The 16607-nt window shown below is 31.8% G+C and carries 18 protein-coding genes and 1 tRNA gene; 18 read left to right on the plus strand and 1 reads right to left on the minus strand.

What is annotated here, in order from left to right; genetic code table 11:
• From OWK30_RS11080 to OWK30_RS11125, 10 genes are all read left to right on the plus strand, one after another.
• Positions 1 to 480 (plus strand): SOS response-associated peptidase family protein (locus OWK30_RS11080; RefSeq protein WP_423326485.1); only part of this gene is annotated, 480 nt, incomplete at its 5' end.
• Entirely contained in the window at positions 473 to 922 is a 450-nt protein-coding gene (locus tag OWK30_RS11085; protein ID WP_423326487.1) for a MucR family transcriptional regulator, read from the plus strand. The genes OWK30_RS11080 and OWK30_RS11085, both read left to right, overlap by 8 nt.
• Complete coding sequence (locus OWK30_RS11090; RefSeq protein ID WP_423326489.1) at positions 919 to 1215, plus strand: hypothetical protein; 297 nt, start codon at positions 919 to 921, stop codon at positions 1213 to 1215. Before OWK30_RS11085 ends, OWK30_RS11090 begins: the two co-directional genes overlap by 4 nt.
• Positions 1196 to 1453, plus strand: coding sequence for a hypothetical protein (locus tag OWK30_RS11095; RefSeq protein WP_423326491.1), 258 nt, complete (start codon positions 1196 to 1198; stop codon positions 1451 to 1453). Before OWK30_RS11090 ends, OWK30_RS11095 begins: the two co-directional genes overlap by 20 nt.
• Positions 1454 to 1589: 136 nt before the next feature.
• Complete coding sequence (locus OWK30_RS11100) at positions 1590 to 2267, plus strand: ATP-binding protein (RefSeq protein ID WP_423326493.1); 678 nt, start codon at positions 1590 to 1592, stop codon at positions 2265 to 2267.
• Positions 2268 to 2863: 596 nt separating this feature from the next.
• Positions 2864 to 3949, plus strand: a complete 1086-nt coding sequence (locus OWK30_RS11105) for a hydrogenase small subunit (protein ID WP_423326494.1) — start codon at positions 2864 to 2866, stop codon at positions 3947 to 3949.
• A complete protein-coding gene (hybA, locus tag OWK30_RS11110; RefSeq protein ID WP_423326496.1) occupies positions 3927 to 4835 on the plus strand; it encodes a hydrogenase 2 operon protein HybA in 909 nt (302 codons plus the stop codon). The genes OWK30_RS11105 and hybA overlap by 23 nt, the downstream gene beginning before the upstream one ends.
• Complete coding sequence (hybB, locus tag OWK30_RS11115; protein WP_423326498.1) at positions 4835 to 6079, plus strand: Ni/Fe-hydrogenase cytochrome b subunit; 1245 nt, start codon at positions 4835 to 4837, stop codon at positions 6077 to 6079. Before hybA ends, hybB begins: the two co-directional genes overlap by 1 nt.
• Positions 6064 to 7746, plus strand: coding sequence for a nickel-dependent hydrogenase large subunit (locus OWK30_RS11120; protein ID WP_423326500.1), 1683 nt, complete (start codon positions 6064 to 6066; stop codon positions 7744 to 7746). The genes hybB and OWK30_RS11120 overlap by 16 nt, the downstream gene beginning before the upstream one ends.
• A gap of 139 nt (positions 7747 to 7885) precedes the next feature.
• Complete coding sequence (locus OWK30_RS11125) at positions 7886 to 8356, plus strand: HyaD/HybD family hydrogenase maturation endopeptidase (protein ID WP_423326502.1); 471 nt, start codon at positions 7886 to 7888, stop codon at positions 8354 to 8356.
• Between the two features lie 366 nt (positions 8357 to 8722).
• On the opposite strand, the gene OWK30_RS11130 is transcribed toward OWK30_RS11125, so the two are convergent.
• Positions 8723 to 8808: transfer RNA gene (locus tag OWK30_RS11130), tRNA-Leu, on the minus strand.
• A 239-nt stretch (positions 8809 to 9047) separates the two neighbouring features.
• Here OWK30_RS11130 and OWK30_RS11135 point away from each other — a divergent pair.
• From OWK30_RS11135 to OWK30_RS11170, 8 genes are all read left to right on the plus strand, one after another.
• Positions 9048 to 9680, plus strand: a complete 633-nt coding sequence (locus tag OWK30_RS11135; protein WP_423326504.1) for a class I SAM-dependent methyltransferase — start codon at positions 9048 to 9050, stop codon at positions 9678 to 9680.
• Entirely contained in the window at positions 9677 to 10297 is a 621-nt protein-coding gene (locus OWK30_RS11140; protein WP_423326506.1) for a class I SAM-dependent DNA methyltransferase, read from the plus strand. Before OWK30_RS11135 ends, OWK30_RS11140 begins: the two co-directional genes overlap by 4 nt.
• Positions 10298 to 10303: 6 nt before the next feature.
• On the plus strand, positions 10304 to 10534 hold the full coding sequence (locus tag OWK30_RS11145) for a GSU3529 family protein (protein WP_423326508.1): 231 nt from the start codon (positions 10304 to 10306) through the stop codon (positions 10532 to 10534).
• A gap of 299 nt (positions 10535 to 10833) precedes the next feature.
• Positions 10834 to 11292: a DUF134 domain-containing protein gene (locus OWK30_RS11150; protein ID WP_423326510.1), complete on the plus strand. Its 459-nt coding sequence runs from the start codon at positions 10834 to 10836 to the stop codon at positions 11290 to 11292.
• 192 nt (positions 11293 to 11484) lie between these two features.
• Positions 11485 to 13812: a molybdopterin-containing oxidoreductase family protein gene (locus OWK30_RS11155; protein ID WP_423326512.1), complete on the plus strand. Its 2328-nt coding sequence runs from the start codon at positions 11485 to 11487 to the stop codon at positions 13810 to 13812.
• 14 nt (positions 13813 to 13826) lie between these two features.
• Complete coding sequence (locus tag OWK30_RS11160) at positions 13827 to 14384, plus strand: 4Fe-4S dicluster domain-containing protein (RefSeq protein WP_423326514.1); 558 nt, start codon at positions 13827 to 13829, stop codon at positions 14382 to 14384.
• Positions 14385 to 14393: 9 nt separating this feature from the next.
• Positions 14394 to 15581 (plus strand): NrfD/PsrC family molybdoenzyme membrane anchor subunit, encoded by a 1188-nt coding sequence (gene nrfD / locus OWK30_RS11165; RefSeq protein WP_423326516.1) that lies wholly within the window; start codon positions 14394 to 14396, stop codon positions 15579 to 15581.
• A gap of 55 nt (positions 15582 to 15636) precedes the next feature.
• Entirely contained in the window at positions 15637 to 16581 is a 945-nt protein-coding gene (locus OWK30_RS11170) for a substrate-binding domain-containing protein (protein WP_423326518.1), read from the plus strand.
• Positions 16582 to 16607: the final 26 nt, after the last annotated feature.

Below are 16607 nucleotides of genomic sequence, written 5' to 3' on the forward strand. Positions count from 1 at the left end.
AAAAGAATAAAAATGTGCGCAGGACTCATCTTTCGTGAAAGTGTAAACAAAACAGAACTCAAAGTGTTTTTTCCTCGTCCTTATGCTAAAATATACTATCTCAATGAAACAGGCAATAAGGGTGTGGCTTTATGGGGATTGAGGAACGAAAAAGAAAAAGAAGAATTAAAAGTTGATTTGCCAATTACAGGTTGGGCAAAGATTGAAAGTATCAGAAAAGGATATTGGAGTAGATTTAATCCAGCGAAAGTTTATATTCCAGCAGTTGGATTTATGGAAAAAGACAACCAAAAAAAGTCCCACTGGTTTGAATTGAAAGATAACGAATTTATTTTAGCAATTTTGATAAAACAAAAAGATGCTAAAGTATGTTACATAGTAACACAACCTACTCCTAAAAAGTATAGACATATACATGACAGATGGGTTATGACGGTTACAAAAGATAATTTATTTAAAGAGCTTAAAGCCAATGAATAAATCAAAGTATTATAAAAACTCAAAATATTCTTTTCCAAAATACTCTGACGAACATATTGATTTTATAGCAGAATGTATCAAGACTATGACAGACGAAGAAATATACGAAACATTTACAAAAGAATTTCCAGACGTAAATGTAACACTAAAATCTATAAAACATTTAATAAACCGATTTAACTTAGAAAAACATTGTATTCCACCTAATACTGATAAGCCCTGGGAGCTTGTGAGAGAAAATAAAGTTCAATGTGCTATCTGTGGTAGATGGTTAAAAACCTTACATGGACATGTTGAGTCAAAACATGACATAACTATATCAGAATATAAAGAAAAATTTGGAATTAACAGTACGCAACCTTTATGTTGCAATAACATTTCAGAAAGATATAGCAAAAGAGCTAAAATAATTTTTCAAAATATTGGCGTCCAGATAAATTGATAGGAGTTAGACCTTATAGATACGAAAAAAGAAAACAAGCGGTAATAGACAGGATTGAAAAAGGATTACAAAGTAAAGCAGCAAAGGCTAAGAAACCACATAAAGAAACACAAAAAGCAAAACAATATGAAAATTACATAAAACAATTAAGAGATGAAAAAGGGTTGTCTTTTGTAAAGATACGGGATATTCTAAAAAAAGAATTTAACATAGAAGTGTCGGATACAACTGTGAAAAGAATTTATTATGGAAAAAGGAGTAATTGGAAAAAAAGTGAAAAACAAGCAAATTGATGAAGTAAAAGAAATAGTGTTAAAAAAAGTAAAATTACCAGAACTTGTTATTTATGAATGGGGTGAAGGAATCCCTAAAAACCGTAACCTTTATTGCGATATTGATGAATCTAAATGTTGGTATATAGTATATAATTTTAAATGTAATAACGCAATATTAGAATCCGCAAAACTCTTAATTTTAGATAAAAACTCCAATAAAGTGCTATATGACGACTCACTACTTGATGAAGGCTAATTTTCAAAGGAAAAATATGGGATGTTATTCTTGTCAATATTAGTGAAAGGTGATATAGATAGCGTGATTTGAATTAGAGAAAAAAAAGAAAACGTTACATAAAAAATACAAATGTTATTAAATACATATATAAAAGATGAGTATTTGTTCTCCTAAGTATCAAACAGTAACTTCCATCCACAACGGTATACTTTTTTGCGATGAACTACTGGAATTCAAAAAAAGTGTATTAGAAGTATTGAGACAGCCGTTAGAAGATAGAGTTGTCACAGTGAGCAGAGCTAACAGGACAGTTACCTATCCTGCAAGTTTTATGTTTGTTGCAGCGTGCAATCCTTGTCCTTGCGGATATTTAGGAGATAATAAAAGAGAATGTGTATGTACACAAGCTCAAATTCAAAGATATAGAGCTAAATTATCTGGGCCATTGATGGATAGAATTGATATTCAATTGCAAGTATCTTCAATCGATATAAAAGACTTAACTAAGCTACAACCAGGAGAATCATCTGAAAAGATTAGAATACGAGTAGAAAGAGCAAGAAAGATTCAGATGGATAGGTTTAAAGAAGAAGGAATATTATATAATTCTCAGATGAATGAAAAACTTATTAGAAAGTATTGTGAACTTGATGAATCAAGCTTAAAATTGATGGAACAAGCTGTGACAAAATTGGGGTTATCGGCAAGAGCCTATTCAAAGATTTTAAAAGTAGCTAGAACAATTGCTGATTTAGAAGAATCAAAAAATCTTTCATCTAAACACATTTTAGAGGCTATTCAGTATCGCATACTTGATAAAGGAAATCTATAATTTATCACCTGTGAAAAATAATTAATTCTTACATTTTAGTATGAACTAAATCGATATATTTGAGATAGGTAAATCAATCTTATTGTATAATATTTTCGTTTTTACTGCATTATTAGTTTGTTATAATTCATAAAATAATGTTATATTTTATAAAACTTGTCTTAATAATCATTTGTAATTTTATGTATTGAAAATACCTATAGCCTTTCTTTATAAACATAAAACAACCTAATAACTGCAATTAAAAATTCAAATATATCTAATATGCAAAAATTGTGAATTTTTTGGTAATTTAACGGCAAAGCGTAAAAAAGTTGTAAAATATCCTATAAATTTACAGCCTATTACTGATAACATGGTATTATTATTATCATTATTTAGAAATTGATAGTCAAATAACTTGTACATATATAAGCACCTAAGCACATATATTTTGATTGCTATATATACACATAAAATAAAACCAAATATTATAAATAAATCAAATAACTATCATTACTTTTTCTTATAAAAAATCTTGTTTTCTACAAATTTTATTGCTAATAACTTTTTTTTATTAAATTTATTTATTTTCATAAACATCTCATGGAGGTAATATGCAAAGAGTTAATATCAGCAGACGTGATTTTATTAAAATATGTATCAAAACAACAGCTTTAATGGGTCTTCCTTACGGAATGTATACAAAAGTTGCAGAAGCTGCAGAAAAAGTAGTGAAGCCACCGGTTGTTTGGTTACACTTTCAAGAGTGCACAGGTTGTTCAGAATCTTTGCTTCGTTCTAATCATCCTGGTCTATCAGAGTTCATTCTCGATCTAGTATCATTAGAGTATCATGAAACTTTAATGGCAGGCTCAGGTACACAAGCTGAAAAATCTTTGCAAAACGCAGTCACAGAATATAAAGATAGTTATATTCTAGTTATTGAGGGAGCAATTCCCACAAAAGAAAATGGAGTTTATTGCCAGATAGGAGGAAAAACAGCTTTAGAATTATTAGATGAAATGGCAAAAAATGCTGTGGGAATCATTTCTATAGGAACCTGTGCATCATATGGAGGAATTCAAGCTGTTGAACCTAATCCCACTGGTGCAGTAGGTGTCTGGGATATTATAAAAGATAAATCTATCATTAACATACCTGGTTGTCCTCCAAATCCTTACAATTTTTTATCGGTAATCCTATATTATTTAACTTTCAACAAGTTTCCAAAACTTGATAAATCAAATAGACCATTGTTTGCCTATGGTAGAAAAATTCATGAACATTGTGAAAGAAGACCACATTTTGATGCAGGTAGATTTGCTGAAAAATATGGCGATGAAGGACACAAGAATGGGTATTGTTTATATAAATTAGGATGCAAAGGGCCATCTACTTTTGCGAACTGTTCTGTTCTTAGGTTTAACGATGTAGGTGTTTGGCCAGTTTCTGTTGGTCATCCATGCATTGGATGTACGGAACATTCTATTCTCTTTAAAAAATCAATTGACGAAAAAGTTCAGATACACAATCCAACACCTCCTGATACATATCCAACAACCAAACCAATTGAACGAGGTAAGGGGGCAGATACTATAACTGCGGCTGTTGTAGGAACAGTAGCAGGTGCAGCTCTTGGAGCAGGTGCTGTGTTGGCTAAAAAGCTACCTAAGGAGGATGATTGTGAAAAGGAAAACTAGGAGAGAATTTCTAAAATCATCCTTTAGTTTTATGGCCAGTGCTTGTGTTTCAGGTGTAGCTACTGCAGAAGCTAGTGAAGAAAGTTATGTGAAAGATGAAGCATACGCAATGTTTTATGATGCTACAGCTTGTGTAGGATGTAAAGCATGTGTTGCAGCTTGCAAAAGGGTGAATGGCTTACCTGCAAAAAAAGCTGATTTTGATCCAGATGGTAAGTGGGATGCCCCTGTAGATTTAGACAGTAAAACGAGAACTATTATAAAGTTATATAAAGAAAACAATAATATTTGGTCATATATAAAACATCAGTGCATGCATTGTGCAAAACCATCATGTGTCTCAGCTTGCCCCGTTGGAGCAATGAGACAAGACGAAACTGGTATAGTTCATTACAATGAAAACATTTGTATTGGTTGTCGTTACTGCCAAGTGGCTTGTCCTTTTAATATTCCAAAGTTTGAATGGGAAAAAGCGTTCCCAAAAATAGTCAAATGTGATATGTGTAAATTTACAAACCTAGAAAAGAAAGGAGAACCAGCTTGTACAGAAGTTTGTCCAGTTAATGCAGTTGTTTTTGGTAGAAGAAAAAATCTTTTAAATGAAGCAAAAAGACGTCTCAAAGAAAATCCTGATAAATACATTAATCACATTTATGGAGAACTTGAAGCTGGTGGAACAAACGTTATCTATTTAGCTTCTGTACCTTTTGAAAAACTAGGTTTTCCAAAACTAGATAATAAGTCACCAGCAGCTTTTACCGAAAAAATTCAACATACAGTTTATAAGGGATTTATTGCTCCAATCGCTTTATATGCGACACTTTGTCTAATTGCTCTCAGAAATAGGAGAAAAAATGAACAGCATGATGATAAGGAGGAAAAGTAATGGCTCATAAAAATGAATATACAGTGGTAAAAGGGAAAATATTGACGAAGCCATTTTTGTTCTTGCTGGTCTTGGTTATAATAGGTTTTATGTTTATTGTTATGCGCTATATAAAAGGTATTGGAGCAGTAACAAATTTAAGTGATGGGTATCCATGGGGTATTTGGATTGCCTATGATGTAGCTACAGGTACAGCTCTGGCGTGTGGAGGATATGCCATGGCAATATTGATTTATATAATGAATAAATGGAAATATCATCCGTTGATCAGATCTGCCATTCTTACAAGTTTATTTGGATATGGACTAGCAGGTTTTTCAGTCGTTATTGATCTCGGAAGATATTGGAATATCTATAACTTTTTTATCCCCGCAAGATGGCAGTTTAATTCAGTGATGTTTGAAGTCGCTCTTTGCGTAATGATATATACATTGGTGTTATTTGTTGAATTTTTACCTGTAATCTTAGAGAGATTAAAAGAACAAAATAAGTTACTAGCAAAATATGCTGATTGGTTATACCCAAAATTAAATAATGTGCTTATATTTTTTATAGTCTTGGGAATTACACTTCCTTCTATGCACCAATCATCTTTAGGCTCAATGATGACAATAGCTGTACATAAGCTACATCCTCTTTGGCATACCGGATTTCTTCCTCTACTTTTTCTTATTAATTGTGTATATATTGGTTTTGCTATTGTTATATTTGAATCGATTGTGTCCTCATATGCATTCAATAGACCTTATGAGGTAAAAGAATTATCTGGGCTAGCTGGCATAATACCTTGGTTAACAGCAATTTGGGTCTCAATAAGAATTGGAGATTTATATTATAGAAAACAAATGTTAGCTGTTATTAAAGGAGATTTTTACTCAATAATGTTTTTAATTGAATTATTGTCGATAGTAGTTGGTTCTATAATGTTATTAAATGAGAAAGTAAAGAGATCCCCTAGGTGGTTATTTATAACAGCATGCCTGATATTATTTGGTGGAGGAGTATACAGAATGAATGTTTATATTATTGGTTTTAATCCTGGCCCAGGCTGGAAATATTTTCCTTCATTACCAGAATTTATGATAACATTGGGGATAGTGGCATTAGAAATTTTATTATATTTGATTTTTATAAAATTGTTTCCAGTCCTACCAACTGGTCATAAACCTGATGAAATTTTAACAGAAAAGACATTTGAAAAAAGCAAGGTAATACCAAGGAGGTTTGGATGGCAAAGAAGATAACGATAGACCCAATTACAAGGATTGAAGGTCATTTAAGAATTGATGTTGAAGTAAATAACGGCAAAGTAAGTAATGCTTGGGCATCTGCACAAATGTGGAGAGGGATAGAAGTAATATTAAGAGATAAAAATCCCAAAGATGCTTGGGCATTTGCTCAAAGATTCTGTGGAGTATGTACAACAGTTCATGCAATTGCTTCTATTAGGGCAGTTGAAAATGCTTTACATATTGAAGTTCCACTAAATGCACAATATATAAGAAACCTCATAATTGCACAGCATTCAGTTCAAGATCATATTGTTCATTTTTATCATTTATCGGCTTTTGATTGGATTGACATACTATCTGCTTTAAAGGGGGATCCCAAAAAAGCTGCATCCATTGCTCAGAGCTTTTCCGATTGGTCTGGTAATAGTGTTAAAGAATTTGAAAATGTTAAAGAAAAATTAAAAGGTTTTGTAAAAAGTGGGAGATTAGGAATTTTTGGCTCAGGTTATTGGGGGCATCAAGCTATGAGATTGACTCCAGAACTCAATCTTATACTCATAACCCATTATTTAAGAGCTTTAGATTATCAGAGAAAGGCTGCTCAAGCAATAGCTATTCTTGGAGGAAAAAATCCTCATATTCAAAATTTATGCGTTGGAGGAGTTGCAACAGCAATCAATATGGATAATCTTGCTACAATCAATATGGAAAGATTAAGCTATTTAAGAAAATTAATGCAGGAATCAGCAGAGTTTGTTGAAAAAGTTTATTATCCTGATTTAGTAATTTTAGCAAACTCTTATAAAGACTGGTTTAATTATGGAAAAGGTGTCGATAACTACTTAGCTGTACCAGAATTTCCAATTGATGTGAAAAATGAGAAATTTGAGCTAGCTGGAGGCGTGTTTTTCGATGGACAAACAAAACCTTACAAGATATTTAATACTTATAAGGAAAAATATTTAATAGACTCTATAACTGAATCAATAGCACATTCATGGTATGAGGGCAAAAATAAACTTCATCCTTGGGAAGGTGAAACTAAACCTCATTACACAGGTTTTCAAGAAAACGGTAAATATTCATGGTCAAAGGCTCCTCGATTTGACGGAAAAGCAATTCAGGTGGGGCCTGTAGCTCAACTGTTTGCTATTTATGCGTCAGATAATAGTGAAATAAAACGTTTTATCGATGAAAGTTTACAAAGGATTGGCTTGAAAATCTATGATTTACAATCTACTATGGGAAGACTTGTAGCAAGAGGAATAAGAGCAAGGATAATGGCACATATTTCATTAAAATTTTTAGATATGTTGATGGAAAACATTGCAAAAGGGGATATAGAGTATGCTAACCATACAGAAATACCTGACGGTGAATTTAAAGGGGTAGGTTTTCATGAGGCACCTCGTGGAACACTTTCACATTGGATTGTTATTAAAGACAAAAAAATCAAAAATTATCAGGCTGTAGTTCCTTCTACATGGAATGCGTCTCCTCGCGATGAAAAAGGAATCATGGGACCATATGAAGCTTCTTTGTTAGGAAATCCTGTTATTGAACCCGAAAAACCTTTGGAAATATTAAGAACAGTACATTCTTTTGATCCCTGTATAGCTTGTGCAGTACATACAATAGATCCAAAAGGAAATGAAATTGTTAAAGTAAAAGTTCTTTAGTTTCTTATGAAATATAAAAGTTTTAATATTGCAAGCTACTAAGAACAATAAAGAATACTTAACAAAACAAAAAAGAGGGGTTCTTTCCCCTCTTTATACTTTTCAAGAAATTTAATGTGTATATTATTTGGAGGTGTTTTTGGACAATATTGTTATTTTTGGTGCAGGTAATATTTTGTTATCAGATGAAGGATTTGGAGTTCATTTTGTAAGATATTTAGAAAAAAATTATGCTTTACCTGATAATATTAAGCTTTTTGATGCAGGTACTCTTGGTATAATGGCAATGCACATTATCGAAGAAGCTGACTATCTTTTTATCGTAGATGTTGTTAGTGTCAAAGGAAAACCTGGAGATATTAAGGTATATGAAAAGAACGATATCATTTTTGATAGGATACCTACAAAAATGTCTCCTCATCAGATTGGATTACAAGAAGTGCTACTATTAAGTGAAATAAGAGAAAAATTGCCAAAAATTATAAAGCTCTTTGGTATTATACCTGAAAATATAGAAACCGGTATAACTTTATCGGATAAATTAAAAGAAAAATTACCTAAACTTGCAGTATTGTTAATGGAAGAAATTGAATATCTAACTAATAATTAATTCCTACTGAAAAACTCATGGTAGTGTATAATAATTTTGTGTAAGATTGAGAAAGAGGTATACCTCCTGTAATCTACTTTAAATTGAGGATAAAAATAGCTAGGAGGTATACCCCATGGATAATTATAATTTATCAAAATTATTTGAAAAAAGAAAGGATATTAGAAAAATTTTTATGGAATTTATGTCAATTCAGTTTGCTAACTTTTTGGGTAACATTTGATGAATTTAAAAACGTTACCCAATCTGTTACCCACTTTTTTACTGGCTTCAGCTGTTGGACAAACACAGACAGAAAATGCTCTGAAAACCACTTATATTAAGGATTTCCTGGATTTTAGCGTAAGCTGATAGAACATAAAGGAATGCCGGAGGCGGGACTCGAACCCGCACAGGCTGTTACGCCCACAGGATCCTTAGTCCTGCGTGTCTACCAGTTCCACCACCCCGGCAAGTGCTCAATTGCTTATATTCTTTTTAGAAAAATGTCAAGTATTTTAAAACTGAAATTACCCCATTTTAAAAAACAAACATTAAACCATTTCCAAAAGAGTTGTTAATGTTTATATAAACAATGCTATTTTTACATTCAAGACAATTCTTTTATAATTCTAAAATGTTTAACTAATTAGCTACTATATTGATGATATTAGCTATTGCTTAAAATTAAAAAATGTCCTAAATTTACCCCATGGAAATCAGAAATATTGCTTTTAAAAGATTTTCTAAAGAATATGATGAGTGGTTTTTAGAAAATAAAAACATGTTTTTATCTGAATTAAATATTTTTAAAAAGTTGGGTATTTATGGAAAATCAATTGAAATAGGTGTTGGAACAGGTAAATTTGCAATACCACTTGGGATAAAATTTGGTCTTGAGCCAACAAGGGAAATGCACTGCAAAATAAAAAATAAAATTGCAATTATAGAAGGGGTTGCAGAATATTTACCAATAAGAACTGAAGTTATGAACTGGGTAGTAATGATTACAACAATTTGCTTCGTAACAGATCCTCTTTTATCTATTAAAGAAATGTTTAGAATCTTAAAAAGAAATGGAAAATGTGCAATAGGCTTTGTGGATAAGAATTCTACCATTGGAATGTATTATCAAAAAATTAAAAATCAAAGCAAGTTTTATAAAGAGGCAATATTCTTTAGTACAAATGAACTGTTAGATATGATGAAAACTGCTGGATTTAGCCATATAAAAGTTTGGCAAACTCTTTACGGCAGCTTTGATAACTTTAGAGGAAAAATTCAAGAACCTAAAACTGGTTATGGTGAAGGAAGTTTTGTTGTAATTGTTGGATCTAAATTATGAGTATTAATAAATTTGACGAAATAGCATTTATCTACGATTGCAAACCTATGCATATTGAAAGAGCAAAAACTATCGCTAATGCTATTAAAATAATGGCTCCAATACAAAAAGAATGGAAAATAGCAGATTTTGGATGTGGGTCAGGTTTGCTTGGACTTAATTTCATTAATGATGTTAGAAAAATTGACATGATTGACTCATCTAAAAATATGTTAATGATCTTAGAAGATAAGATTAAAAAATTGCATTTAGTAAACATAAATCTAAAATTAATGGATATTTTCAATGATAATATACCTACAAAGGAATATGATATGATAATCACATTAATGACACTTCATCATATCAAAGACTTAAAAGGTGTAATAAGAAGATTTTCTAAAATGTTAAAGTTAAATGGCTATTTAGCCATTGCAGACTTGGATGAAGAGGATGGAACCTACCACGATGACGGGGAAACAGCTCATAACGGAATCAATCAAGATATGCTCATACAACTAACAACAAAATCAGGATTTAAATTCCTTAAAAAGAATACACCATATATAATTAAGAAAAAAGTTGATAAAATCAATAAAGAATATCCTGTATTTTTGCATCTTTATAAAAAGGAGTAAATTAAAATGAAGGAACAAATCAGTAAATTAAAATATCTGGCTAAATTGCAAAACGCAAAATCTGATTTACCAGATTATTTATTGAACAAAATCTTAAAAATTGAACAGGTTAAAGATAAAAAACTTTTAGATGTTTTAATAAAATATGTGGAACAATTCAGCCCCGATGCAGGATTAGGTTGTTTTTCCGATGGATATTCGGCAAAAGATATAGAAGAAGTTTTAAAGAAATTATGAATATTAACAAAATAAAATTTTATTTTTTTAGATTAAGCCAATAAAGTTTAACTTTTTATAGTTTAGATAAGAATTTGATTACAATCCAGGAAATTAAGCTTTTTACACTTTACTAAAGTGTAAAGCAAACATAATTTTTTACATTTGTTAGCGTATGCTAAATACATAAACAGTGTATTTATAGTAAAAATCAATACTAATTATATATAATTTTATGGGCATATGCTTATTATAAAACGATGTTATAATCTATTTGACATTATTACTTAATTTGTATATATAAAAGATTGAGGATTAATATGGCTAGACCACCTAAAAAGAGAAAAGTTAAACATAGACCGCGTTTTTTTGAGTTTGGTCCATATTGCAATTTTTACGAACATATAAGTTCCATAGATTTAACCGTTGATCAATTAGAAGCGATGAGACTGTCTGACCTAGAGGGGTATTCTCAAGAAAAAGCTGCTGAAATAATGCACGTATCAAGACAGACTTTTGGTCGAATAGTTGAGCAGGCACGAAAAATAGTAACAGACGCCTTAATAAACGGTAAAAAAATAAAAATAGTCTATGACAAACATATTGAGTTTATACCAAGAGAAGTAAAGTGCATTGAATGTGGATATGAATGGGTTTTGGCAGATGGCATAGAAGATAATAATATTGTTTGTCCAAACTGTGGCAAAAGTGAAGTTATCAAAAGACAACGGTGTGGTACTTATTGTCAGTGCCCATTAAGAGTAAATTCAAAAATCTAATACTTTATTCTTTCAATAATCGAATTATTAGCGTGCGATCATAATATGACATAGTTTTACATTATTAGCATATTCCAAATATATATTTATCGTATACTCATAACTTATTAATAAATAAGTAAATTTAGTATTGACATTATTACAATATAGTTATATTCGGATTTATCAAAATCCACGAAGGAGGTCATAACCATGTCTTTATTGAAAACAAAAGTTTCAAGGAGAAAGTTCCTTGGGCTCACGAGTGGGGCACTAGCTTCAACCTTTGTAATGTCTAATTTTGGTGTACTGAAAAAGGTTGGAGCATCAGAGGAAAAGGGTAATTCTAAGTATAGTAGAAAGTTTGTCCCTTCCACATGTGCCATTTGTGTAAACAAGTGTGGCTTCATAGCTGAAGTTGATAATGGTGTAATTAGAAAAATTAATCCTAATCCAAAATACTTCAAATCTCGCTCAATGATATGTGCAAGAGGTAATGCTGGTGCAAAAGTTCCATACGATCCAGATAGACTAAAAAAACCACTTATTAGAGTTGGTAAAAGGGGTGAAGGTAAGTGGAAAGAAGTCAGCTGGGAAGAAGCATACGACTATATTGTAGACAATGTTGTTAAACTAGTCAGAAAATACAAAAACAGATCAACAATAGCATTTGCATCAACAGAAGGATTTCAAGAAGAATATTTTATAGATCTCGCAAATATCATAGGTACTACAAATACTGTAAGACACCCCACTCTTTGCCTTGCATCCAATATTCAAGGTTATTCTTCCGTTTTTGGTACATATCCAGATGCAGACATTCTCAATGCAGAGTTTGTTATAATTGCAGGCTCAAACAGAGCTGAATCCATCGTTACCCCCGACACAATAGATATGGCAAAAAATCATAGAAAACAAACTTTAATATATATTGACCCACGAGCTACTAAAACAACTGCATTAGCAGATAAGTGGTATCCTATAAAACCAGGTACTGACTTGGCTTTAGTGTTGGCAATGATTCACGTAATTATTAAAGAAAATCTTTATGATAAAGAATTTGTTGAAAAATATACTTATGGTTTTGATAAACTTGTCGATCATGTAAAACAATATACTCCTGAATGGGCTGAAAAAGAAACAGAAATTCCTGCCAGTGAAATTTACTGGCTAGCTAGAGAATTTGCTAAACATGCACCTAAGTCTGTATGGTACCCTGGTAGGAGAAGTTCGTTTTATGCAAACGATGTATATTATAGAAGAGCTTGTGCAATCTTAAATGCTATATGTGGTGCATGGGATAAACCTGGTGGTTTAATTCCAAAATCAAAAATACCTTTGAGAAAATATGAAATAGAGTTCCCAATATTCGATTGGACCAGAGATAGAATAGATGCTGGTAAAGTACCTTTTCTTGGCGATGTTTTACCTGAAGAAGATAAAACAGACGCAGGACTTCCAACAGACTCTTGTCAATATTTATCTGAAAAAGATGGTAGCTGGATACTTTTTAGAGAAGCCATCCTCAAAGGAGTGCCGTATCCTGTTAAAGGATTATTTGTATACAAACAAAATCCGGTTGAATCAGTGCCAAACAGAAAAAAAACCTTAAAAATGCTAGAACAAATGGAATTTATATGCACTATCGACGTTGCAATGAGCGATACAGCTTGGTATTCAGATGTAGTATTGCCTGAATCAACCTATCTAGAAAGATGGGATCCCGTACACTCATTAAACGGTGTGGTACCTATTGCTGTAATGAGACAACCAGTAATTGAGCCTTTGTTTGATACAAAATCTATGTTTGAAATAATGTGTAATCTTGCTCACAGGTTTATGGAAAGAAAAGATTTTTGGGAAGATACATCAGAAGAAGATCTTGAAATGTTTAAAGAAAGCTGTTTAAAAAGATTAACTAAAACTCCAATAAAAGATTATGCAAAATATCAGGTTTCCAAATATCCTGGTGCTTTTGAAAAACTACTAAAAGAAGGGGTCTTCTATCTAACCGATAAACCAAAGTATGGCAAAACTCTGAAAGAAGGGTTTAGATTTAAAACTAGAACAGGTAAAATAGAACTTTATAATGTAAAATATGAAGAAAAAGGTCTAAATCCATTACCTGTTTACACAAGACATAAAGACCCAAAACCAGGTCAGTTCAGATTTGTTGTAGGTAGACATGGTCAATTTACACACGCTTCAACACAAAACAATCCATGGTTACTTGAAGCATACGGAGACAAAGAAAATGCTATTTGGATAAATACAAAAGTAGCTGCTAAAATGGGCATTAAAGCTGGAGATAAAGTTAAAGTAAAAAGTCCTGTTGGAGAACAAATTGTTAAGGCCTTACCAACAGAATACATAAGACCAGATGTGGTTTTCTATGTTCACGGTTTTGGTAGGCTTTCAAAAGGGTTGTCAAACATTTATCGTGTAGGTGCATCCGACGCAGAAATTATTGTAGATTATATGGAATCTATTTCAGGAAATGCAGCTATGCATGAAACTTTTGTAACTATAGAGAAAATTTAATTTAGGGGTGTGAGATGAGTAAGAAAAAATGGGCTATAGTTTTTGACGATAGCAAATGTATTGATTGTAAAGCTTGCACTGTTGCATGTAAAATGGAAAACCATGTACCTTTAGGCATGTATTACTATAGAAACTGGGTTGCTGAAAGAACTAAAGATACAAAATTCCCTATGATAAAAAGGATGTTTAGACCATCTCAATGTCAGCAATGTGAAAACCCCCCTTGTGTTCATGTATGTCCGACTAGAGCTTCATATCAAACAGAAGATGGTGTAGTGCTTGTAGATCATGACAAGTGTATTTTATGTAAATATTGTATGACCGCATGTCCTTATGATGCAAGATATGTAAATGAAGAAATTGAGGCTATTGACAAATGTACTTTTTGCTATCACAGAATAGCTGAAGGTAGAATTCCAGCATGTGTTGAAACTTGTCCTCCAAAAGTAAGAGTATTTGGAGATTTAAATGATCCTGATAGTGAAGTTTCCAAGCTTGTTAAGATGCATGATACAGAGGTTTTAAAACCTGAAAAAGGAACAAAACCTAAGCTTATTTATATTAAAAGATAGGGGGTTATCATGAGTGCTCATGCAACTACAATAAATAAAAGTGACATTTTTAATGGTAACAAAAGAATATCAAAGGTATGGCTAGGATTATTTTTATTAATAGCCTTAATCGGTTTATATGGTGTTTTCAAAAAAATTACTTTAGGTGATGCTGCTTATGGTGTCACAAAAACTGTTCCTTGGGGAATTTTGATATCAACCTACGTATTCTTTGTTGTTTCAAGTACAGGATTATGCTTGATATCTTCAATGGGTCACGTTTTTGGAATTGAAAAATATGAGGTAATTGGTAAAAGAGCAATTATTCTAGCTATATTTACTCTTTTATGCGGTTTTGGTGTAATAGGGTTAGAACTGGGACATCCATTTAGAATGATGATTTACAACATTATCTCTCCAAATTTTAAATCTGCAATATGGTGGATGGGTACACTTTATGGAATATACCTTGTTTGTATTGCAATTGAGTTCTACTTTCTTATGACTCACAATCATTCAGGAGCTCAAATTGCTGGTCTAGCTGGTTTTATTGCAGGTATCTCTGCCCATTCAAACCTTGGTGCCGTTTTTGGATTTCTTGAAGCAAGACCATTTTGGCATGGACCATACCTACCAATATATTTTATTCTTTCAGCACTCATTTCAGGAACAGCTTTAATTCTTATTATTATGAATGTCGCTTACGGTGGCCCAAGCAGATTACCTGAAAAAGCAAAAGAAGCACTTAAAGGACTTTCTAAGATTTTTGGTTTATTACTTGGTATAATCATCTTTTTCGATATATGGAAAGTATTAACATCTGTTTATGGCGCTCCACCTGAAAAATATGAAACTGTAAAGGTACTCTTAACCGGTGATTTATCAATCAATTTTTGGTTTTTTGAAGTTTTGCTTGGAATGGTTATACCATTCTTAATAATCATTATTACAAAAGGTAATAATTTAAAAGCATCATTAGTAGCAGCAATTTCAGCAGTTATCGGTATTTTCTTTATGCGTTATGATCTCGTAATTGCTGGTCAAATGGTACCAATGAGAGAACCTGTCCCAGGTGCAAGAGTACAAGGTGCAGGTTTAGATGGTCTTGTACATTACACTCCTTCTTTTGCTGAAATTTCTATTGTGATTGGTGCAATATCTCTATGTATCTTTCTTTATCTTTTTGCAGAAAAAATTCTAAATTTAAGCGAAGAGTAAAATCTTAGGGAGGTGGTAAACCCACCTCCCAAATAAAAAATCTGTGGGGTGAGTTATGAAAAAATTATTAATCTTAGTAGGATTATTGTTCGTATTTTCAATATCAGCATATGCCCAACAATATCTTAAAGTTTTAATACCAAAAAGTCTTGAAAAAAGCTTTTCCATTATTGCTAAAGATTTTTATGATAAGCATAGGATAAAAATCAATTATGAAAGCAATTGCAGTGGCAAAGCAGCAAAGCTTATTCATGATTATGGTAAAATAATTGATGTAATTGTAAGTGCTGATTACTCAATAATCGATAATGTACTTATGAAAAAAGGCTTTGCCGACTGGAATATCAAGTTCGCAAAAAACGAAATGGTTTTAGGTTATCGAACAGATAGTAAATTTGCAAATAAAATTAACAAGAACAATTGGTATGAAATTGTCTTAAAACCAAACGTAAAGTTCGGACTCTCTGCAGCAACAGATGAGCCATGTGGTTATAGAAGTTTAATGGTTTTAAAACTTGCTGAACTTTTTTATAATAAAAAAGATTTCTATCAACATGTTATAAATAAAGCAACCTTTGAAAGAAAAAGCGATCTAGATATCGTAAAAGATCTTTTATATAAAAAAGTGGATTATATTATCTCATATAAAACGTATGCCAATGAATATAACTTCAATTATTTGAAACTTCCGAAAGAAATCAATCTATTTTCCTCTAGATATGGCAGTTTTTATAAAAAAGTAAGAATAAAAGACCAAACTTATGAACTTGGCATAAAAGAAATTCCGGCAACATGCATTTTTTATAGTGTGACAATTCCACAAACGACTCAAAAAAGAAATTTAGCTGTAAAGTTTGTAAAATACTTACTTTCAAACGAAGTGGCTTCCATCCTCGAAAAACATGGATTCTTTGTTTTGTGTGAACCTGAAGTAACAGGTAATATAGAACGTTTAGATAACGAATTAAAACCTTTGGTAAAATATTGCGTTAGATACTAATAATATTGGGAGGATGTCATGAAAAA

This window comes from Deferribacter abyssi (assembly GCF_049472655.1).
GTDB lineage: Bacteria > Chrysiogenota > Deferribacteres > Deferribacterales > Deferribacteraceae > Deferribacter > Deferribacter abyssi.